The sequence below is a fragment of the Actibacterium mucosum KCTC 23349 genome (assembly GCF_000647975.1).
Classification (GTDB): domain Bacteria; phylum Pseudomonadota; class Alphaproteobacteria; order Rhodobacterales; family Rhodobacteraceae; genus Actibacterium; species Actibacterium mucosum.
This window is the reverse complement of record NZ_JFKE01000003.1, coordinates 234,469-255,355: the sequence shown is the minus strand read 5'-3', so window position 1 is coordinate 255,355 and position 20,887 is coordinate 234,469. Positions and strand designations below refer to the sequence as shown.

Sequence of the window (20,887 nt, the reverse complement as noted above, 5' to 3'; positions counted from 1 at the left end):
TGTCGCGCGATGCGGTATGTTTCGACCCGGGGGCAGGCCCCGGTTCTGAGCTTTGAAGAAGCCATGATGACCGGGCTGGCCCGCGATGGCGGCCTTTACGTGCCCGAAACCATCCCGCAGATGACCCATGCGCAGATTGCCGAACTGGCCGGTGCCTCGTACGAAGAGGCCGCGTTTACCATCATGCGCCCGTTTATCGGCGACGCCTTCACCGATGATGAATTCCGCGCCATCATCGCGCGTGCCTACCAAGGCTTCGGCCACGACGCCCGCGCGCCTTTGGTTCAGCTGGGTGCAAACCACTATCTGCTGGAGCTGTTCCACGGCCCCACGCTGGCGTTCAAAGACTTCGCGATGCAGCTGATTGGTCAGCTGTTTCAAGCCTCTCTGGCGCGGTCGGGCAAGAAGGTGACCATTGCCGGCGCCACCTCGGGCGACACAGGGTCCGCCGCGATCGAGGCGTTCCGGGGGCTGGACAATGTGGATGTCTTCATCCTGTTCCCCCATGGCCGCGTGTCCGAGGTGCAGCGCCGCCAAATGACCACTCCGGTTGAGGACAATGTGCACGCGCTGGCACTGGATGGTGATTTCGACGATTGCCAGGCCCGCGTAAAAGACATGTTCAACCATTTCGAGTTCCGCGATGCCGTGGGGTTGGCGGGTGTGAACTCGATCAACTGGGCGCGTGTTCTGGCACAGGTGGTCTATTACTTCACCGCGGCCGTGTCGCTGGGCGCGCCGCACCGCGCCGTCAGCTTCACCGTGCCCACCGGCAATTTCGGTGACATTTTTGCGGGCTATATCGCCAAGCGCATGGGCCTGCCCATCGACCAGCTGGTGGTGGCCACCAACCAGAACGACATCCTGCACCGCGCGCTCAGCGGGCAGGGGTATGTCACCCAGGGCGTCACGCCGTCGATCAGCCCGTCGATGGATATTCAGGTCAGCTCGAACTTCGAACGCGCGTTGTTTGACGCCTATGACCGCGACGGCGGTGCGGTGGCGCAGTTGATGGACGAATTGAAATCCGATGGCGGGTTCCAGATCAGCCAGGGCGCCATGCAGGTGCTGTCGGAAACCTTCGCCTCGGGCCGCGCATCCGAAGAGGAAACCAGCGCCACCATCGCCACGCAGTTCAAGACAAATGGCGAGATCCTGTGCCCGCATTCGGCGGTGGGTGTCAAGGTTGCCTCGGAATTGCCCACCAGTGCCACGCCAATGATCACCCTGGCCACCGCACACCCGGCCAAGTTCCCCGATGCGGTCGAAGCGGCCACCGGAACGCGCCCGCCTCTTCCAAATCGGATGGCGGACATGTATGAGCGGTCTGAACGGGTGACCCGCGTGGCAAATGACCTGACCGCGATCGAGGCCCTGATCAACGAAAGGCGACGGGCTTGACCGTAGAAATTCACCAGCTTTCCAACGGCTTTCGGGTTGTTACAGAACACATGCCCGGGTTGAAATCGGCCGCTTTGGGCATCTGGGTAACGGCTGGCGGGCGGCACGAGGCCGCGCCGCAGAACGGCATCGCGCATTTTCTGGAGCATATGGCGTTCAAAGGCACCGCCACCCGCAGCCCCTTGCAGATCGCCGAACAGATCGAGGACGTGGGCGGCTATATCAACGCCTATACCAGCCGCGAGATGACAGCCTATTACGCCCGCGTTTTGCAGGCCGATGTGCCGCTGGCGCTGGACGTGATCTCGGACATCGTGCTGAACCCGGTCTTTGACCCCGCCGAGATCGAGATCGAACGCGGGGTGATCTTGCAGGAAATCGGTCAGGTCATGGACACGCCCGATGATGTGGTGTTCGACTGGCTGCAAGAAGCCGCCTATCCCGATCAGGCATTGGGCCGGTCAATCCTCGGCCCGGCGGAACGCGTTTCGAGTTTTTCGCGCGAAGACCTTTTTGGATTCGTGAAACAGCACTATGCCCCGTCGCGCATGATCTTGTCGGCCGCTGGTGCTGTGGACCACGACCAGATCGTGAAAATGGCGGAACAGCTGTTTGGTCATCTGAAACCTGTGGCCGATCACGCACTGGCACCCGGCGTCTTTGCCGGTGGCGAACGTCGGCAGGTAAAGCCACTGGAGCAGGTGCATTTTACTCTGGGCCTCGAATCGCCGGGCTACCGCGACGATGATTTTTATGCGGCTCAGATCTATGCCAGCGTCATGGGCGGCGGCATGTCTTCGCGCCTGTTTCAGGAAGTGCGTGAGAAACGCGGGCTATGTTATTCGATCTTCGCACAGGCCGGCGCTTATGCCGATACTGGCATGATGACGTTTTATGCCGGCACGTCGGGCGACCAGATCGATGCGCTGGCCCGCTTGACCGTGGACGAGCTGGTGCGTGCCGGCGATGATGTCACATCGGCCGAGGTGGACCGTGCCCGTGCGCAAATGAAGGCCGGGCTGCTGATGGGGCTGGAAAGCCCCTCGTCGCGGGCCGAACGTATTGCGCGGCTGGTGTCGATCTGGAATCGGGTGCCCGATCTGGACGAAACGGTTGCGCGGATCGATGCGGTTGGGCGCGATCAGCTACGCGCGTTTGCCGCCCGCATTGCCGGGCAGGCTCCGATGGCCATGGCGCTTTACGGTCCGGTTGACCTTGCGCCTACTCTGGCCGATCTGCAGGGTGGGCTTGCGGCCTGATGCTTGGCTTTCGGCGGAAGGTGCGGATCGAAACCGAGCGCCTGACGCTGCGCCCTCCGCAGCACGCCGATTTTCAGGGTTGGGCAGACCTGCGCCGGCAGTCTCGGGATTTCCTGACCCCGTGGGAGCCCGCATGGGCCCCCGACCACCTGACGCGCAAATCCTTCACCAACCGTGTCTACTGGGCGCAACGCGCCATCAGTGGCGGCACGGCGGTGCCGCTGTTCATGGAACGCCGTCAGGATGGCCGGATCGTTGGGGCGATCACGCTGGACAATATCCGCCGCGGCCCCGCGCAGTCAGGTACCCTTGGCTATTGGGTGGGGCAGCCATTTGCCCGGCAGGGCTACATGAGCGAGACCATTCTGGCCGTCCTGCACCACGCCTTCGTAAACATGGACCTGTCCCGCCTCGAAGCCGCCTGCCTGCCGGAAAACACGGCCTCGCGCGGGGTGCTGGAAAACTGCGGGTTCAAATATGAAGGCGTCGCGCAAAGCTATCTGCAGATCGACGGGCGCTGGCGCAATCACGTGCTGTATTCCAGCCTGCGCAACGACCGGCGCGGACGCACGCAATCGGGATAATTGAAACCGGCAAACCTGTGCTAGGCTGCAGCACGGAGGTTTGCCCATGTTGTTCCGACTTGCCCTGACCCTGTGCCTGACCCTGCCTGCGGCCTTGTCCGCACAGGAACGTACCCCCAGCCATTGCATCGCGCTGGCCGACGCCAACCCGGCGCTGCATTTCGTGCACCGCGCGGCCTATGGTGACCCGTTGCAGGCCGAGACGGTGCGGCTGAACTATGTGGATCACTCCACCTTTTTGCTTGAAACCGCCGGTGGGTTGACTGCGGCGACGGATTATACCGGCTTTATCGGTGTGGGGGCCAAGATCCCCGACGTTGTCAGCATGAACAACGCGCATTCCTCGCATTGGACGGCCTTCCCCGATCCGGCCATTCCGCACGTGCTGGAAGGGTGGGCGAAGGACGGCTTAGCCGCCGACCACCATCTGGATCTGGGCGAGATGTTGGTGCGAAACATCCCCACCGACACGCGCGGGCGGTTCGACATTGAACGCCGTGTTGCCGGAAATTCGATCTTCGTGTTCGAGGTCGCGGGCCTTTGCATCGGCCATCTGGGGCACCTGCATCACGAACCCGACGCCGCGCAATACGCGGCCATCGGGCGACTGGACGTCGTGATGGCGCCCGTGGATGGGGGCATGACATTGGATTTGCCTACAATGCTAAAGGTCGTGGGGCGGTTGCGGTCATCAATCATCATTCCCATGCACTGGTTTTCCGAGTTTTCGTTGCAGCAGTTTCTTGACGGCGTGCCCGATGGGTTCGACAAGGTGCGCCCAGGGCAAAGTGACTTGACCGTGTCGCTGAACACCTTGCCGGGCAGGCCCACGGTGTTTGTGCTGGAACCCGCCTTTCTGCGCAGCCCTGAGGACTGACTTGCCCCGCGGCGCCGGGCGTGATTGAACCATGCCCAAACCCCGGAGAAGTCCCATGCTGAACGCTGCCGATCCTCCCTTTGTGTCCCATCTGCAATCGCTGCTGCCGGCGGCGTGCTTTCGCGCGCCTACACCGGGCTATTTCGAAGAGCCACGCGGACGGTTCCATGGCGTGCCTGCACCGGTTCTGGCCCCGGCTACCACCGAAGAGGTCGCTGCGTTGATCCGCGCCTGCAATTCGGCGCGCGTTGGCGTCGTGCCCTATGGCGGCGGCACCGGTCTTGTGGGCGGGCAAATACAGCCCGACGGACCGGCGCCCGTGGTCCTGTCACTGGAGCGCATGCGCGCCATCCGCCGCCCTGCAGACCCGCGCGAGAATGTGTTGGTGGTCGAGGCGGGGATGATCCTTGCCGACGTGCAAGCCGAGGCTGAACGGGTTGGCCGCCTTTTTCCCTTGTCGCTGGCCTCCGAGGGGTCAACACGCATCGGGGGCAACCTGTCGACCAACGCGGGCGGACTGAACGTGCTGCGCTATGGCAACGCGCGCGATCTGTGCCTTGGGATCGAGGCGGTGTTGCCCGACGGTACCGTGTTCAACGGGCTGACGCGCCTGCGCAAGGACAATACCGGCTATGACCTGCGCAATCTCTTGATCGGGGCCGAGGGCACGCTGGGTATCATTACCGCCGCCGCGCTGAAGCTTTTCCTGCAGCCGGCCAACCGCATGACGGCGCTTTTTGTTGTCGACAGCCCTGCCGCCGCTTTGGACCTACTGGCGCTGGCCCGCGATGTTGCGGGCGAGGCGATCTCGGCCTTCGAATTGATCGGCCGCACCGGATTCGATTTCCTGACCGAGCATTTTCCCGACCTGCGACAGCCTTTTGCCCGGCCGCCGCAATGGGCGGTTCTGACCGAGCTTGGCCTGTCTGGCGGGGGCGACGCACAGGCCGCGTTGGAAGCGCTCTTTGAACAAGCGGCCGAGGCGGGGTTGGTCAGCGACGGCGTTGTCGCCCATTCGCAGGCGCAAAGTGCCGCGCTGTGGGCCCTGCGCGAAACCATCCCGGCAGCGAACAAGCGCATCGGCTCCATCGCGTCGCACGATATCTCGCTGCCCCTTTCCGCAATTCCCGACTTCATCGAAACCTGCAGCACCGCGTTGGCCGCTCTTGCGCCGTTCCGCATCAACTGCTTCGGTCATCTGGGCGACGGCAACCTGCATTACAACCTGTTCCCGCCCCAAGGCCAATCCCGTGACGCATATGACAACATCCGCAAGCAGGCCACAAAGATTGTGCATGACCACGTGCACGCAATGGCGGGGTCATTCAGTGCCGAACACGGGGTCGGGCGCATGAAAACCGGCGATCTGGAAACCTATGGCGATCCGGGCAAACTGTTTGCCATGCGCGCCATCAAGGCGGCGCTGGACCCTAACGGCATCATGAACCCCGGTGCCATGCTGGCCCAAGGGCATTAACGGCTCATTCAGACCTTGTGGGCACAGTGGTCAGGTCTTTCCACAGTTCTGCCCCGAGGATCCGATGGCTCATAAAGGCCGTGTGCAAACCGTTCGCGATAGTTTTCAGGTTGTCCGCACCGACGCGGATGCCTTTGCGCGGGGGTTCTATGATCGTCTGTTTGCGAAACGCCCCGAAATGCGGGGCCTGTTCGCCGATGACATGTCGGCGCAGCAGGCCAAACTGGTCACAACGCTGGTCACTGCGGTGAACATGTTCGACACGCCGTCGCAGCTGATCAAACCGTTGAAGCAGCTGGGCGCGTCGCATGCGCAAATGGGGTTGTCTCAGGCGGATTACCAACTGGTTGTGGATACAATCATCGAAACGCTTGAAACCACCTTGGGCAGCGCCTGGGACGTTGCCCATGATCGGGCCTGGCGTGGGCTTTTGGATTTTGTCAGCAACGTCATGCAGGAAGGCGCCGCAGACGCGGCCTAAAGCCCTTCGAAAGCGCACAGGGCCTGTACGTCCACGCCGAGCGACTCAAGCTTCTTGCGGCCGCCCAGATCGGGCAGGTCGATGATGAACGAACACCCGACGATCTCGCCGCCCAACCGTTCGATCAGCTTGATCCCGGCCTCGGCCGTGCCGCCCGTGGCCAACAGGTCGTCGACCACCAGAATGCGCTCGCCAGCCTCGATCGCGTCGTCGTGTAGCTCGACAATCGCCTCGCCATATTCCAGCTTGTAGTCTTGGCTGATCACGGTGCCGGGCAACTTGCCCTTTTTGCGCACAGGTACAAAGCCAACGGTCAACTGATGCGCAATCGCACCGCCCAGGATGAACCCGCGTGCTTCCAGCCCCACAACCTTGTCGATTTTTACACCCGCATAGGGGTGCAGCATCTGGTCGATGGCCATGCGAAACCCGCGCGGATCGGCAAACAGGGTCGTCACGTCGCGAAACATGATGCCCTCGTGGGGGAAATCAACGATGGTGCGGATATAGTCTTTGACAGAAGCTTTGCTGTTCATCGGCCCGGCCTTGTGCGTTCATACGCGGGCACCGTGGCCCATGGGCGCAGGGCGTGCAACCGTCAATGCGACGGGCCGCGAACGGCCCGCGCATTTCTTTGTTATTTGCCAGTTACTTGGCGAAACAAGCGGTAGTTCCAGCTGGGAATCCAACGCAGATGTGGCTTGTTCCAGTCCATCTGATCATGCACCAACATGGTTTTTGCGGCCTGTAAGATCATTTTTTCTTTCCTTTCTGTACTAAATACCGATACTCACTGCATCTACTACGCATGCACTATGTATATACATTGCATGCACTAAATTCAAGGCCGCGCTACGAAAATGTCCAAGAAGACCGAAAAGAAGAAGAATAAAAAAGACAGCCAGCTGGTGCTGCGACTGGATAAGGAACAGCGTGATGCCTTCGTGCAGCTGTGCAATGATCTGGACACAAGTGCCGCGCGCGAGATCCGCGCGTTCATTCGTGATTTCCTGAAAAACCACGCCCAAGACGAATAGATTACGCGATTATTGTCAATTTGGCCACGCGGGGCGCTGCACCGCGGCGGGGGCCTACCAATCTGTACGCATACATGATAGCGCAAGCGCAACTCTCCTCCGCGCGAAGCAATTGGTGATCCCTTGGCCATAAATCCTTACTCGACCTTTGCCCGAAACCTGATGTCGAATGTCTCTGGTTTCGATACCACTCGTCCCACGCCGGCCGTTCTAAAGACAGAGATCCTGTCAGGCCTGACCGTGGCCCTTGCCCTTGTGCCCGAGGCCGTGGCCTTTGCCTTTGTCGCCGGGGTCGAGCCGCTGGTGGGGCTTTACGCAGCCTTCATCGTGGGGCTAATCACTGCGCTGATTGGCGGGCGTCCGGGCATGATCTCGGGCGCAACCGGGGCGCTGGCGGTGGTGATGGTGGCGCTGGTGGCCGAGCATGGGGTCGAATATCTGTTTGCCACCGTGGTGCTGATGGGCATCCTGCAAATCCTCGCGGGTATCTTCCGGTTGGGCCGGTTTATCCGGCTGGTGCCGCACGCGGTCATGCTGGGCTTTGTGAATGGGCTGGCCATCGTGATTTTCCTGGCCCAGCTGGGCCAGTTCAAAGTGCCCGGCAGTGCCGAGGCTTCGGGCCATGGCATGGCGGGCGGTGAATGGCTGTCGGGTGGGCCGCTGGCGATCATGTTGGGGCTGGTGGCGCTGACCATGGCGATCATCTGGCTTTTGCCCAAGGTGACCAACGTGATCCCGGCGCCGCTGGCCGGGATCCTGATCGTGGCGCTGATCGTGATCGGCTTTGGCATCGACGTGCCGCGGGTGGGCGATATGGCCTCGGTCGAAGGCGGGTTGCCGCCGTTCCACGTTCCGATGGTGCCGTTCAATCTTGAAACGCTCGAGATCATCCTGCCCTACGCGGTGATCCTGGCCGCCATCGGCCTGATCGAAAGCTTGCTGACGCTGAACCTGGTGGGTCAGATGACCGACAAGCGCGGCGGTGCCAGCCAGGAATGTGTGGCCCAGGGTGTGGCCAATACCGTTACCGGCTTCTTTGGCGGCATGGGCGGATGCGCAATGATCGGTCAGTCGATGATTAACGTGAAATCGGGCGGTCGCACGCGGATTGCCGGCATCGCGGCGGCGCTGTTCCTGCTCAGCTTCATCCTCTTTGCCTCGCCCCTGATCGAGCAGATCCCGCTGGCCGCGCTGGTGGGCGTGATGTTCATGGTGGTGATCGGCACCTTCGCCTGGAACACGTTCCGTATCATGCGGGTCAGCACCAAGTTCGCCAGCTTTGTCACCATCCTGGTGACGGTTGTGACCGTGTGGCAGGACCTTGCCGTCGCCGTAGTGGTGGGTGTGATTGTGTCGGCGCTGCAATATGCCTGGGTCAACGCCACGCGCATTTCGGCCCGCAGCTATACCACGCCCGAGGGGGAAAAGGTCTATCAGGTGCGTGGCCCGCTGTTCTTTGGCTCCGCCGCCGGATTTACCGAGCTGTTCACCCCCAAGGATGACCCCAAGCTGGTTGTGGTGGATTTCGCTGACAGCCGCGTGGCCGACCAATCGGCGCTGAACGCCATCGAAGAGCTGACGGTGAAATACAAAGAGCTGGGCAAAGAGTTGCAGCTGCGCCACCTGTCGCCCGATTGCCAGCGCCTGCTGTCGCAAACCGGCATGATCATCGTGAAATCCGAAGATGACCCCGATTATCAGCTGGCGGCGAATTACTCGGTCAATACCGGTCTGTTCGGCGGCGGCCACTAAGACACTGGCGCCCGGGTATCACTCGCCCGGGCGTTTCAGCGAAAAGAGGTTTTCGACAACCGAATAGTCGCGATAGCCCAGCCGCGACAGCGGCCGGAAGGTGGTGACGTCGAAGATGCCGTCGACAAGGCAATCGTCGCGCATATGCACGCCCACAACCTCGCCCAGCACCAGCTTGTTGGCCGCGCCGGGCAGGTCCACGATCTGTGTCAGCTTGCATTCCAGCGCCGCCGGGGCGTTGGCCACGTAAGGGCAGTTGATCACCTGCGCCTCGGCCTTTTCCAGACCTGCCGCGACAAACTCGTCCTCGTCCGCCGCCAAGGCGCCCGATGTGACATTCATCGCGTCCCGCGCCGCGTATTCCACGATGTTCACCACGAACACGCCGGTATCGCGGATATTGGCCACGCTGTCCTTGGTGTCGCCACGGTCGGGCTTGGTCGAGGTCGAGGCGAACATCACCTGCGGCGGCACATAGGCCACGGCGTTGAAAAACGAATAGGGCGCAAGGTTGTCGCGGCCATCCGCCCCCCGGGTCGAGATCCAGCCGATGGGCCGCGGTGTAACAATGGCGTTGAACGGGTTGTGGGGCAGGCCGTGGCCTTCCTCGGGGCGATAGAACATCAAGGGCTCCGCGTGGATGGTGTTTGCCCCCCACCTAAGCACGTGCTACGCCCGAATCCAGAGGAAAAGAGGGCAGCCGGTGCTGACATTGCACACCGAAACGGCCGAAGACTGGTGGGAGGTCGAGGCGCTGTATGACCTGTGTTTCGCGCCGGGCCGCGAGGCGCTGTCGTCCTATCGTCTGCGCGACGGGGTGCCGCCCATCGCCGATCTCTGCCTTGTGTCCCGCGACGAATACAATGCCGTGGCCGGTGCAATCCGCCACTGGCCGGTGCGCGTGGGCGGCGATCCGGCCGTTCTTCTGGGCCCCATTGCCGTGCACCCAACCCACCAGGGCGAGGGTTTGGGGGCGTTTTTGATCCAACAGGCCATGGACCGCGCCCGGGCGCTGGGCCATCCGCGCATGTTGTTGGTGGGGGACGCGCCCTATTACGGACGGTTTGGGTTTCAACGGCTGCAAGATGTGGAAATGCCCCCGCCCACCAACCCTGCGCGGGTGCTGGGTGCGGCGCTCTGTGACGGTGCATGGGACGGTGTGACCGGGCAGGTGAGGCAACCCTAGGGACTTGCGCGCGGCCCGTTCCGCCCCCATCTTTGACCGGTAACAATACCGTGTAGGAGGTGCCGATGACCGCTTTGACCACCCTGTCGCCCGAACAGATCGCCCGCGAAGTTGATGCGTTGGCGGCCCGGTACCGGCAGGCAAACGGGATTGGCATCCAGATATTGAACATGGCCGGCGAACAGGCCGAGAACCTTTTGACCCGCATCCCCGAACCCATGCGCAACCGCATGGACGAGATCACCGAAAAAGCGCTCTTTGCTGCGCTCGAGACCGCAGCGCGCACGCGCGGGCAGGGGCTGCCGGACGGTTCGGCCCGCATAAACACATGGGCCTCGGCGGTGATGGGGGCAGCGGGCGGCGTTGGCGGGTTGCCATCCGCCATGGCCGAGCTGCCGGTCACCGTTACCCTGCTGATGCGCGCCATTCAGGGCATCGCCGCCGAATACGGATTTGACCCCGAAACCGAGGCGTTGAAAGCCGATTGTGTGCAGGTTTTCGCGGCCGCCGGGCCGCTGACGGATGATGACGGGGCCAATACCGGTTTCCTGTCGGCCCGCGTGGCCATCACGGGTCCGGCGCTGCAAACCATCGTGGCCCGCGTGGCGCCGCGCCTTGCCGCCGCGCTTGGCCCGAAACTGGCTGCGCAATCGGTGCCGATCCTTGGCGCCGTGGCCGGGGCCGGCATCAACGCCGCCTATACGCGCTATTACCAAGAGATCGCGCATGTGCAGTTCGGGCTGAAGAAACTGGCCATCGACAATGACGTGCCCGAAGAAGACCTGCGCGCGCAATTGGTTGAAAAGATGGGGAAACCCCCGGTGCAACGGGCCGGCTGACGCCTTAGTCCCGGTTGCGCATCCACTCCATTACCGCCGGTCGCACCGATTGTGCGCCCGAGGTAAAGGCGGTCTCGATCACATCGCGCGCCTCGGCCAGATCGGTGCGGCGCAGCAGGTGTTTCACCGGCCCGATGGAGGCCGGGCGCATTGAAAGTGTCCGCATCCCAATGGCGGCAAAACACATCGCCTCCAACGGGCGCCCGGCATCTTCTCCGCAGAAGGACAGATGCGTGCCCGAGGCGCTGGCCCGCTCAACGATCTGTTTAAGAAAGCTCAGATAGCTGACATTCAGCGTGTCATATCGGCGGCGCACCTGCTCGTTTTCGCGGTCGGCTGCAAAGAAGAACTGTTTCAGGTCGTTGCCGCCGATCGAGATGAAATCGGCCATGTCAAAGAACTGCTTGGGCGCAAAGGCCAACGACGGCGTTTCCAACATCGCGCCAACCTCGACGCTGGCGGGCAGGGTGTGGCCCAGCTTTTCCTCGCGATCAATCTCGCGCATCAGGTGCTCGCGTGCGGCTTTGAACTCGTCAAACTGCGCAACAAACGGGAACATCACGGTCAGGGGGCGGCCATTGGCGGCCCGGATCAGCGCCTGCAACTGCATGCGCATCACGCCAACCTTGTCCAGCCCAACCCGAATCGCGCGCCATCCCAATGCCGGGTTCGGTTCGTCGGGGCGTTTCATATAGGGCAGCACCTTGTCCGACCCGATATCCAGCGTGCGAAAGGCCACGCGCTTGCCTCCGGCGGCATCCATGACACGCGCGTAAAGCGCGGCCAGATCACCGCGTTTGGGCACTTGCGACTGCACAAGGAATTGCAGTTCGGTCCGGAAAAGGCCCACGCCCTCGGCGCCTGACCCTTCCAGCGACGGCAGATCGGCCATCAGGCCCGCATTCATATGCAGCGCAATGCGGTCCCCATCCAGCGTTTCGGCAGGTTTTTCGCGGATCGAAGAATAGCGTTGCTGTGCCTTGGCGCGCATCGCCATCTTGTCGGCAAAGGCGGTTTCCACCGAGTCCTCAGGGCGCAGATGCACCACGCCTTCGTCGCCATCCACAAGGATCGCATCGCCGTTCAAGGCCTCGGCGGTGATGCCATCGGCATTGACGACCAAGGGGATTGCAAGGGCGCGGGCAACAATCGCCGCGTGGCTGGCGACCGAGCCTTCCTCCAGAACAATCCCGCGCAGCGACCGACCATAAGCCAACAATTCGCCCGGCCCGATATTGCGGGCAATCAGGATCGGATCGCCGGGCATTTCAGCGCCAGTATCGCTGCCTTGCCCGGTCAGGATGCGCAGCAGCCGGTTGGACAGGTCGTCCAGATCATGCAGGCGCTCGCGCAGATAGGCGTCGGGCGCGGTCTGCAGGCGCGCGCGGGCCACGGATTGTTCTTTCTCTACCGCCGCCTCGGCGGACAGGCCGCGGTCGATGTCTTCCTCCATCCGGCGCAGCCAACCGCGCGAATGGGCGAACATGCGATAAGCCTCCAGCACCTCGCGCTGTTCGACGTCACCGGCAGCAGCAAGTGACAACATATCGTCGACCGACACGCGCAGTTGCGCCACAGCATCGCGCAGGCGTTCCACCTCGGCCGCCGGATCGTCGGCCACCGGATTGGTGACCACGACACGGGGTTCATGCAGCCAGACCCGGCCCGCTGCCGCGCCTTCCTGCCCAACGCCACCCTTGAACGATGTGGCCCGCTGGTGCAGCGCCGACAGGGCCGCGCCTTCGCCGATGAACGCGCCCAGCTCGGTCATTTCGGCCAGCACCATCGCGACCACTTCCAGCGCGTAAACCTCGTCTTCGGAAAACTGCCGCGCCTCGCGTGACTGCACAACCAGCACACCCAGACCGTCACCAAGGCGCTGAATAGGCACGCCGAGGAAGCTGGAAAACACTTCTTCGCCGGTTTCCGGCATATAGCGGAAACCGCGTTCAGACGGCGCGTCGCCGGTGTTGATTGGCTGGCTGGTGGCCGCGACCCGGCCCACCAGGCCCTCGCCCACACGCATGCGTGTCTGGTGCACGGCGTCGGGGTTCAGGCCCTCGGTTGAACACAGTTCAAGCGTTTCTGCATCGCGAAACAGATAGATCGAGCACACGCCCGTACGCATGCTGTCCGCGATCAGATGCGTGATCCGATCGAGCCGTTCCTGCCCTTCGCCAGCTTCTGCCAGCGTGTCGCGAAGCCGTTGCAGCAGCTTGCGGCTTTCGCTTTCGGTGGTTTGCGCCATGGCCCTCCGGGGGTCAGCCTGCCTTTTCCAATCCGAACTCATCATGAAGGGCTTGCACCGCAAGTTCCATATATTTCCGATCCACAAGCACGGAAATTTTGATCTCGGATGTTGAAATAACCTTGATGTTGATGCCTTCGGCCGACAGCGCCTGGAACATTTGGCTGGCCACACCGGTATGGCTGCGCATGCCGATCCCCACGACCGAGACCTTGGCAACATCCGTATCGGCCACCAGACCGGCATAGTTGATCACGCCGTCATCCTTGACCTTCTGCATGGCCGCCTTGGCCCGTTCCACCTGGTTGGTGGGGCACGAAAAGGTCATATCCGTGCGCCCGTCCTCCGAGATGTTCTGAATGATCATGTCGACATTCACGCCGGCCTCGGCCAGCGGGCCAAAGATGGCGGCGGCGATACCGGGGCGGTCGGCAACCGATGTCAGGGTCATCTTTGCCTCATCCCGCGAATGGGCCACGCCCGAGACGATATTCTGTTCCATGATTTCCTCCTCGGCGCAGACCAGCGTGCCGGAGTTTTCGTTGTTTTCCTCAAAGCTCGACAGCACCCGCAGGCGCACATTGTACCGCATCGCCAGTTCAACCGACCGCGTCTGCAACACCTTGGCGCCCAGCGAGGCCAGTTCCAGCATCTCTTCCAGCGCGATCTTGTCCAGCTTGCGCGCCTTGGCGCTGATGCGCGGGTCGGTGGTGTAAACACCGTCCACATCGGTATAGATGTCGCAACGTTCGGCATCAAACGCGGCTGCAAAAGCCACCGCCGTGGTGTCCGAGCCACCCCGGCCCAGCGTCGTGATCCGGCCCTCGGGGCTGATGCCCTGAAACCCCGCCACAACGGCCACGCGCATACCCTCGGCAAACTTGGCGTCGATATTGTCGCGCGGGATCTCCTCGATCCGGGCGGCTGAATGCACGCTGGTGGTTTTCAGCGGCACCTGCCAGCCCTGCCAGCTGCGCGCCGGAATATCCATTTCCTGCAAAGTCAACGACATCAGGCCCGCGGTAATGTTCTCGCCCGAGCTGACAACCGCGTCATACTCGCGCGCGTCGAACATGGGCGAGGTCTCTTCGACCCAACCGACAAGCTCGTTCGTCTTGCCCGACATGGCCGACACGATCACGATCACGTCGTATCCGCGTTCCACCTCGCGGCGCACTTTGTCGGCGGCGTTCCGGATACGCTCCAGATCAGCCACCGAGGTGCCCCCAAATTTCATTACAAGAAGCGGCATGCCGGCCCCTCTGCCTTAGTCGAAGTCCGGCACCGTCTAGGTCATGGGCGCGCCAAGGGCAAGGGCAGGGTGCCCAATCCGGGTGCGACGAGGGGTCCTGTGGGGCAAATTCTGTGTGAAACCGGCGTGACCGGCAGATCGCACCCGTTTGCAGTGGTTCAGGGCAGTGCCCATTCAACCGTATCCAACCCCGCCAGCCTGGCCAGCCTGGACAGTTCTGCATGCAGCTTGGCTGCGCGTTTCTCGGAATTCAGGCGTGGTGACTCGGTCCAGTATTTCGACAGGGTCAGGGTGCCTTTCGCGCGATCGCCCTTGGCCTCGATCCGGCCAACGAACCGTCCGCCCTCCAACAAGGGAAAGATGTAATAACCCCATTTACGCTTGGCGGCGGGCACAAACATTTCGACTGTATAGTCAAAGCCAAACAGCCGGTTCAGGCGCACCCGGTCGCGGATGGCCGGGTCAAACGGGTTCAGCACGCGCAGACGGGCGGTGGGCGTGGTCAGCGCGGCGATCCGCGCCTCGATATCCGCGCAGGCCACGGCGCTGGTCCAGCTGCCATCGGCGCCCTGCACCTCGACCTCAACCAGGTCTGCCGTTTCGGACCATGCCTTGACCTCGGGCACCGCGCAGGCGTCCCAGAACCGTCGGATCTCGCCCAGCGTGCCGAACCCGATCCGCTCCAGCGCCGACTGGCACAGCTGCGCAATCTGTTCTGTGTCGCCAAGCGTCGGCTGGTCCTGCGGGAACACCCGTTCGGCCAGGTCGTAGTATTTGGTGAACCCGTCGCGATGGCAGGTGGCCAACTCGCCCGAATACCACAGGTAATCCAGCACCATCTTGTGGGGCGGGCGGCTCCACATTTCTTTCTTGCCGCGCACCTTGGTTTCGAAATCATGGGTGGACAGGGGGCCTTCATCCGCAATGCGCCGCAACACCTCGGCGATCAGGTCGGGATGCAGGTGCTTGCCGAACCAGTTCGATTTGCCCACCTGTTCCTTCTTGCGCCGGAACTGCCGCTGCCACATTGGCAGAAAATCCATCGGCAGGACCGACGCATCATGGGTGTAGTGCTCGAACACCTGCCGTTTGTCGCGCAACAACGGGTCCAGCATCGTTTCGCGATAGTTCTGGTTGCGGCTCCACAGGATATGATGGTGCGCGCGTGCGATCACCTGAATGGTGTCCAGCTGCACAAAGCCCAGCTGCTTGATCAGCGCCAGCGTGTCCAGCGGCCCGGTTGGCGTCTGCGCCAACCCGTGCGAGGTCAGCCACAGCGCCCGCGCGGTGGAATTGTCGATCTTCAACGGGGCCAATGGGCTGCTCTCCCTGTGTGTTCTCACTTTGTTTCACAACCGGCGCGCCGGGAAAAGAGGCCACGGCGGTACGGTTGCAATAAACCGCATGATTCCGTATGCCCAAGGCACGGTCGGCAGACACCGAGGCGTCGCTGCTCCTGACAGGAGTGCTAAACCTGCCCGAATACGCAAAATGACATCGCTTCCCATGGGCGCCTTTCGTCAAGCCAGCGACCAACGACCAAGCACCGCGCCCGAAATGGATGACCGATGACAAAATCTCCGATCCCGTTGCGAGTCGATGACCTGACCCATTTTGCCCGCGCCATGTCGCGACAACTGGGCGAAAACAGCCCCTCGCATCTGTCCCTGATGAACATGCTGGCCCGGTCCGCCGGGTTTCAGAATGTGCAGCATATGCGCGCCGCAACGGCTGCCGCACGGCGGCTGGCGCAACCCGCGCAGCCTGCCATGGCCGACGCCCGCACGGTGGAGCGCGCCCTGCACCAGTTCGACGCGCAGGGCCGCCTGCGCCAATGGCCGTCCAAGCGCGCCACGCAATCGCTGGCCTTGTGGGCGTTGTGGGCCACCTTGCCCGCGGGCCGGGCGCTGTCCGAGCGGCAGGTGAACGACGCATTGGCGGCCCAACACCTGTTTGATGACGTGGCCACCTTGCGGCGCACGATGATCGCCGAGGGCCTGATGACCCGAAAGTCGGACGGTTCGGAATACCGGCGCATCGAACAGAAGCCATCGCCCGAAGCCCGCACCGTGATCCACGCGCTCAGCCGCCGCCGACAATCCCGTTAGGGTCTCAATAGGGGTGCGGCGCGCCGTCCAGCCGGGCGAAAAAGCCGGTGGTTGCCATGTCGATCGCGTCCAGCCGGGCGCGCAGCATCGGGATGGATTGCGCCAGCGTCAGGTCCGCCACGCCGCCCCCCATATCGGTCTGCACCCAGCCCGGCTCGACAATGCCCACCGCGATGCCCTCGGGCGCCAGGTCGGCGGCCAGGTTGCGGCCCAGGTTCAGCACCGCGGCCTTGGACGCGCGATAGATATACGACCCGCCTGGCGCGCGTTCGTGGCTGGCCATCATCGACGAGATGATGGCGATGCGCGGCGCGCGCGACAGGCGCAGATTGGGCAGCAGCGCCTCGATCGTCAGGTAGGCGCCGGTGACATTCACCGCGAATGTGTCGGCCCATTTCTGCGCCTCGAACCCCGCGCCGATCCGCGCGCCCTTGTCCAGATAGATACCGGCATTGCAGACCAGCAGATCAACCGGATCGCCCGCCATCCGCGCGGCCAGATCCGCATGGCTGGCCGGGTCGGTCACGTCCAGCTGTTGCCAGCCGTCACCGGCCGGCTGGTCGCCGCGATAGGTGCCGGTCACCCGGTCGCCGCTGGCGGTGAAATTCTGCGCCAGCGCGTGCCCGATGCCGCGATTGGCACCGGTGATCAGGACATGCATCAATTGGTCTTTCGGGTTGGAACAAAAGGCAGCGGTGCCACCGGCACGCCGTCATCGATCAACGCCTTGGCGTCGGCCAGGTTGGCCTCGCCATAGATCGCGCGTTCGGGGGCGGTACCGTCATGCATCGCGCGCGCCTCGGTCGCGAATTTGTCGCCGACATAGTCCGAGTTTTCCTCGATCTTGCGCTTCAATTCGGCAAGCGCGGCCTCGGGGCCCGGCGCCTCGGCGGGTTCAGGGGTGGATGCAGGGGCAGGCGGTTTGGCCTCGGACAGTGCGACATTGGGCGCCATCAGGCTTTTGCGCACATCCGTTTCGCCGCAATGGGCGCAATTGACCAAACCGCGGGCCAACAGCGTGTCAAACGCGTCGGCTGATTGGAACCAGCTGTCAAAGCTGTGCCCATTCTTGCAGGTCAATGCATAACGGATCATCACGTGCCTCTGTTGTTCAGTCGCCCAAACCTAGGCAATTCCGCGCGGAAATCAACGCGGTTTCGTGTCGCTTATCCCTTAAAACGCTTCAGCAACCTTGCCAATTCCGGCTCGGCCACCCGCGATGCCGCTTTTTTGGACGGGAACCATTTGCGACGGCGTTGGCCCATTTCGGGAAACTTGTCCGACAGTTTGTCGACCTGGATCGGGTATACGGCCACAACGCATGGCATTGCCTTGCCGTCATCCATAACCTTGGAATAGCTGTAAAAGCCCAGCAGGCTCTTACCCAGTTTGCCGACCACGCCGGCCTCTTCCCATGCTTCGCGGCTGACATTGGCGGCAGGGTCTTCCTTGCCCTTGGGCCAGCCTTTCGGCACCACCCAACGGCCGCTGTCGCGGCTGGTAATCAACAGAATCTCAGTCTTTTTGCCTGCACCGCGATAACACAACGCGCCAAACTGCGTGCGCGCGGATTTTGATGCTGGCGCCTTTGCGAAAAGCGGAAAATCGGATGCTTTTATCAAACTCACGTTTACACTTGCCCTGCGGATCTAAATGCAGATGCCGCGCTCCTCCGGGATTTTTGTTATAGGGGTGAATGTAAGGTCACAGCGCCGTGAATACCACAGCAGCAGGAGTTTTCCTTAAGTTATCCACCGTTTTCTTGGGCCAACGCCGGATTTCCCGTCAAACGCGCCAATTCTTGCAGCACCGGGTGCAAGGCCAGCTGCCCGCGCAGCCCGTCGACCGCGGCCTGCGCTCGCAATGCCGTTACCGCCAAGGCGCGGCGGTTCAACAAATGCGTTTTCAGTTCATCGGCCGATTGCACCAATGTTGCCGCGCGGTCGGCCTGTAGCCTGTCATAAAGCTCGGCAAAATTGTCCAGATGCGGCCCGTGCAGGATGGCCGAGCCGAATTGCGCCGGTTCCACCGGTGTGTGGCCGCCCTTGTCCACCAACGAGCCACCCACGAATGTCACCCCGGCAAGGCTGTACCACAACCCCATTTCGCCCAGCGTATCGGCCAGCAGAACCGCCGTGTCGGGCGCCGGGCCCTGTCCCGCCGACCGCATTGCGTGGCTTAGCCCCTCGCGGTTCAACAGCGCGCTGATTGCCGCGCCCCGGCGGGGGTGGCGGGGGGCAAGGATCATCTTCAGGCTGGGGTCCTCGGCCCGCGCCCGGGCAAAGCCGCGGATCAGGGGGGCGTCCTCTCCGTCATGGGTCGACGCGGCAAGAAACGTGTTTTCCCGCTTAAGAACCCCGGCCAGTTTCGCCAGCGCTTGTGCATCCGGCTTCATCGCTGCGGTGCCCAGTTTCAGGTTCACCGGGTCGGACAGGCGCAGCGGGCTGAGGCCAAGCGCGCCAAGCCGGTCGCCATCGGCCGAACTTTGCGGCCAGACCATCGTCAGCCCGGCCATCACACGTCGCGCCACACCCGGGAACCGCGACCACATGCGGGCGCTGCCCGACGACATGCGGGCCGACACAACCAGCACCGGGCGGTTGCGGCGGGCCATGGCGGCGATACGGTTCGGCCACAGCTCGTTTTCAACGATAATCAGCGCCTCGGGCGTCCAATTTGCCAGAAACGACCGCAGCGCCAGCCGGTAATCCAGCGGTGCCGGCAGGGCGGTCACCCCGGTCAGTTTCCAGCTTTCGACCAAGGCGCGTCCTGTGGTCGAGTTGCATGTCACCAACAAGGTCAGTGCCGGGTCGCGGGCCACAAGCGTTTCGATCAAACCGCGCGCCGCCGTCGCCTCGCCGTTTGATGCGGCATGCAGCCAAAGCACCTGACCGCGCGTGGCGCCATCCGGGCCAACCAGCCCCAGCCGCGCCCGGCGGGTGTTCTGATCCGCACGCAGCATGTGCAGCGCGAAAAACGGCGACAGCAATGTCAAAACAATCCGGTACAGGAACAAGGCGGGCATCCATTGTTGCGTTGCCCCAAACTCGCCTGTGCGCGCGCAGGGGGCAAGCGCGAAAATGCGGCAAACGCACTCAAACGTTATTGTGTGCATACGCCTTTTACCTTGAGTTGCGCGCCGGGCCGCCGCACAGATTTGCCCATGAATGCATCCGATATCCTTGACAGCCGCCGATCATGGCTGCGGCTTGCCATTGCCCTGACCGCCTCGGTCGTGGGCAGCGCCGGCCTGTGGTCGATCGTCGTGGTCATGCCCGCCATCGAGGCCGAGTTCGGCCTGACCCGCGCCGGCACCTCGGCGCCTTTCATGCTGACCATGTTGGGTTTTGCCGTGGGCAACCTCGTGATTGGTCGTGCCGTCGACCGCTATGGGTTGTCCAAGGCGCTGATCGTTGCGGCCATCGTCGTGGCGATTGCGTTTTCGGGGGCCGCGCTTGCGCCGTCTTTCCTTTGGCTCTGCGTGGTGCAGGTCATCATCGGTTTTGCAGCCGCCGCAGGTTTCGCGCCGGTCATCTCGGACATCTCGCACTGGTTCTACAAACGGCGCGGCATTGCCGTGGCGCTGGCGGCCAGCGGCAATTACCTAGCCGGAGCGATCTGGCCCATTGTCCTGAGCGGCATGATGGCCAATGACGGCTGGCGCGCGGTTTACCTGACACTGGCCGGGTTGACCGTTGTGATCGTGATCCCGCTTGCGCTGCTGCTGCGCGAGAAATTACCCGAAGGCGCCGGTGCCCATGCCGAGGCGCAGGCCACGGCCCGCACCCATGGCACCGGCTTGTCGCCGCGCATGTTGCAGGCGCTCTTGGCGCTGGCGGGGCTGTCGTGCTGCGTGGCGATGTCGATGCCGCAGGTGCATATCGTCAGCTTCTGCGTCGATCTGGGCTATGGCCCGGCTGTGGGGGCCGAGATGTTGTCGCTGATGCTGGCCGGCGGGGTGGTGTCGCGCCTGATCTCTGGCGCGCTGGCGGACAAGCTAGGCGGGGCGCGCACGGTGCTGATCGGCTCGGCGCTGCAATGCCTTGCGCTGTTTTTGTACCTGCCGTTTGACGGCATGGTGTCGCTCTACATCGTCTCGACGATCTTTGGCCTGTCGCAAGGCGGCATCGTGCCCGGCTATGCCATCATCATCCGCGAATACATGCCCGCGCGCGAGGCCGGGGCCCGCGTGGGATTCGTGATGATGATGACGGTGCTGGGCATGGCGCTGGGCGGGTGGATGTCGGGCTGGATCTACGACATCACCGGGTCTTACTCGGCGGCGTTCCTGAACGGCATTGCGTGGAACGGGCTGAACATCCTGATCGTGCTGTTTGTACTGATGCGATCGCGGGCACGACCCACCGGGGCCGTCCCCGCATAGGG

Annotated in this window: 21 protein-coding genes; 12 read left to right on the top strand and 9 right to left on the bottom strand. The window is 62.9% G+C overall.

Annotated features, from left to right (window positions below; genetic code table 11):
* The first annotated feature begins 9 nt into the window (after positions 1 to 9).
* From thrC to ACMU_RS07795, 6 genes are all read left to right on the top strand, one after another.
* Positions 10 to 1,401 carry a threonine synthase gene (gene thrC / locus ACMU_RS07820; protein WP_035258149.1) on the top strand — a complete coding sequence of 464 codons (1,392 nt, stop codon included), beginning with the start codon at positions 10 to 12 and terminating at the stop codon, positions 1,399 to 1,401.
* On the top strand, positions 1,398 to 2,660 hold the full coding sequence (locus ACMU_RS07815; protein ID WP_035258146.1) for a M16 family metallopeptidase: 1,263 nt from the start codon (positions 1,398 to 1,400) through the stop codon (positions 2,658 to 2,660). The genes thrC and ACMU_RS07815 overlap by 4 nt, the downstream gene beginning before the upstream one ends.
* Positions 2,660 to 3,244 carry a GNAT family N-acetyltransferase gene (locus ACMU_RS07810; protein ID WP_035258143.1) on the top strand — a complete coding sequence of 195 codons (585 nt, stop codon included), beginning with the start codon at positions 2,660 to 2,662 and terminating at the stop codon, positions 3,242 to 3,244. The genes ACMU_RS07815 and ACMU_RS07810 overlap by 1 nt, the downstream gene beginning before the upstream one ends.
* Before the next feature lie 49 nt (positions 3,245 to 3,293).
* Positions 3,294 to 4,121: an MBL fold metallo-hydrolase gene (locus ACMU_RS07805; RefSeq protein ID WP_035258754.1), complete on the top strand. Its 828-nt coding sequence runs from the start codon at positions 3,294 to 3,296 to the stop codon at positions 4,119 to 4,121.
* A gap of 55 nt (positions 4,122 to 4,176) precedes the next feature.
* Positions 4,177 to 5,598: an FAD-binding oxidoreductase gene (locus ACMU_RS07800; protein WP_035258140.1), complete on the top strand. Its 1,422-nt coding sequence runs from the start codon at positions 4,177 to 4,179 to the stop codon at positions 5,596 to 5,598.
* 64 nt (positions 5,599 to 5,662) lie between these two features.
* Positions 5,663 to 6,079, top strand: a complete 417-nt coding sequence (locus tag ACMU_RS07795; protein WP_035258138.1) for a globin domain-containing protein — start codon at positions 5,663 to 5,665, stop codon at positions 6,077 to 6,079.
* On the opposite strand, the gene ACMU_RS07790 is transcribed toward ACMU_RS07795, so the two are convergent.
* Positions 6,076 to 6,615: an adenine phosphoribosyltransferase gene (locus ACMU_RS07790; protein WP_035258135.1), complete on the bottom strand. Its 540-nt coding sequence runs from the start codon at positions 6,613 to 6,615 to the stop codon at positions 6,076 to 6,078. The two genes, ACMU_RS07795 and ACMU_RS07790, sit on opposite strands and share 4 nt — an antisense overlap.
* 324 nt (positions 6,616 to 6,939) lie before the next feature.
* On the opposite strand from ACMU_RS07790, the gene ACMU_RS19580 reads away from it, so the two are divergent.
* Positions 6,940 to 7,116 carry a hypothetical protein gene (locus tag ACMU_RS19580; RefSeq protein WP_169737933.1) on the top strand — a complete coding sequence of 59 codons (177 nt, stop codon included), beginning with the start codon at positions 6,940 to 6,942 and terminating at the stop codon, positions 7,114 to 7,116.
* A gap of 162 nt (positions 7,117 to 7,278) precedes the next feature.
* Positions 7,279 to 8,868: a SulP family inorganic anion transporter gene (locus ACMU_RS07785; RefSeq protein ID WP_152544554.1), complete on the top strand. Its 1,590-nt coding sequence runs from the start codon at positions 7,279 to 7,281 to the stop codon at positions 8,866 to 8,868.
* Between the two features lie 18 nt (positions 8,869 to 8,886).
* Here the strand turns inward: ACMU_RS07785 and ACMU_RS07780 are convergent, their stop codons facing one another.
* The gene (locus tag ACMU_RS07780) at positions 8,887 to 9,492 is read right to left on the bottom strand and encodes a flavin reductase family protein (protein WP_035258133.1); all 606 of its coding nucleotides are present in this window, start codon (positions 9,490 to 9,492) and stop codon (positions 8,887 to 8,889) included.
* 79 nt (positions 9,493 to 9,571) lie between these two features.
* On the opposite strand from ACMU_RS07780, the gene ACMU_RS07775 reads away from it, so the two are divergent.
* Together ACMU_RS07775 and ACMU_RS07770 are read left to right on the top strand one after the other, a co-directional pair.
* Positions 9,572 to 10,054, top strand: coding sequence for a GNAT family N-acetyltransferase (locus tag ACMU_RS07775; protein ID WP_035258131.1), 483 nt, complete (start codon positions 9,572 to 9,574; stop codon positions 10,052 to 10,054).
* A 65-nt stretch (positions 10,055 to 10,119) separates the two neighbouring features.
* Positions 10,120 to 10,893 (top strand): EcsC family protein, encoded by a 774-nt coding sequence (locus tag ACMU_RS07770; protein WP_035258128.1) that lies wholly within the window; start codon positions 10,120 to 10,122, stop codon positions 10,891 to 10,893.
* A gap of 4 nt (positions 10,894 to 10,897) precedes the next feature.
* Here the strand turns inward: ACMU_RS07770 and ptsP are convergent, their stop codons facing one another.
* The 3 genes from ptsP to ACMU_RS07755 all read right to left on the bottom strand — a co-directional run bounded on the left by ptsP (position 10,898) and on the right by ACMU_RS07755 (position 15,709).
* The gene (gene ptsP, locus ACMU_RS07765) at positions 10,898 to 13,141 is read right to left on the bottom strand and encodes a phosphoenolpyruvate--protein phosphotransferase (RefSeq protein WP_035258127.1); all 2,244 of its coding nucleotides are present in this window, start codon (positions 13,139 to 13,141) and stop codon (positions 10,898 to 10,900) included.
* Positions 13,142 to 13,154: 13 nt separating this feature from the next.
* Positions 13,155 to 14,393, bottom strand: coding sequence for an aspartate kinase (locus ACMU_RS07760; protein ID WP_035258126.1), 1,239 nt, complete (start codon positions 14,391 to 14,393; stop codon positions 13,155 to 13,157).
* 158 nt (positions 14,394 to 14,551) lie between these two features.
* Complete coding sequence (locus ACMU_RS07755) at positions 14,552 to 15,709, bottom strand: winged helix-turn-helix domain-containing protein (protein ID WP_035258125.1); 1,158 nt, start codon at positions 15,707 to 15,709, stop codon at positions 14,552 to 14,554.
* 252 nt (positions 15,710 to 15,961) lie between these two features.
* Between ACMU_RS07755 and ACMU_RS07750 the strand changes: the two genes are divergently transcribed.
* A complete protein-coding gene (locus ACMU_RS07750; RefSeq protein WP_035258124.1) occupies positions 15,962 to 16,501 on the top strand; it encodes a DUF2087 domain-containing protein in 540 nt (179 codons plus the stop codon).
* Between the two features lie 4 nt (positions 16,502 to 16,505).
* Here ACMU_RS07750 and ACMU_RS07745 read toward each other — a convergent pair whose 3' ends face one another.
* The 4 genes from ACMU_RS07745 to ACMU_RS07730 form a co-directional block, all read right to left on the bottom strand.
* A complete protein-coding gene (locus ACMU_RS07745) occupies positions 16,506 to 17,162 on the bottom strand; it encodes an SDR family NAD(P)-dependent oxidoreductase (RefSeq protein ID WP_035258123.1) in 657 nt (218 codons plus the stop codon).
* On the bottom strand, positions 17,162 to 17,596 hold the full coding sequence (locus ACMU_RS07740; RefSeq protein WP_035258122.1) for a DUF1178 family protein: 435 nt from the start codon (positions 17,594 to 17,596) through the stop codon (positions 17,162 to 17,164). Before ACMU_RS07740 ends, ACMU_RS07745 begins: the two co-directional genes overlap by 1 nt.
* Positions 17,597 to 17,667: 71 nt before the next feature.
* Positions 17,668 to 18,129 (bottom strand): NUDIX hydrolase, encoded by a 462-nt coding sequence (locus tag ACMU_RS07735; protein WP_268870860.1) that lies wholly within the window; start codon positions 18,127 to 18,129, stop codon positions 17,668 to 17,670.
* 119 nt (positions 18,130 to 18,248) lie between these two features.
* Entirely contained in the window at positions 18,249 to 19,526 is a 1,278-nt protein-coding gene (locus ACMU_RS07730; protein ID WP_051588153.1) for a 3-deoxy-D-manno-octulosonic acid transferase, read from the bottom strand.
* 138 nt (positions 19,527 to 19,664) lie between these two features.
* On the opposite strand from ACMU_RS07730, the gene ACMU_RS07725 reads away from it, so the two are divergent.
* Positions 19,665 to 20,885 carry an MFS transporter gene (locus ACMU_RS07725; protein WP_035258121.1) on the top strand — a complete coding sequence of 407 codons (1,221 nt, stop codon included), beginning with the start codon at positions 19,665 to 19,667 and terminating at the stop codon, positions 20,883 to 20,885.
* Positions 20,886 to 20,887: the final 2 nt, after the last annotated feature.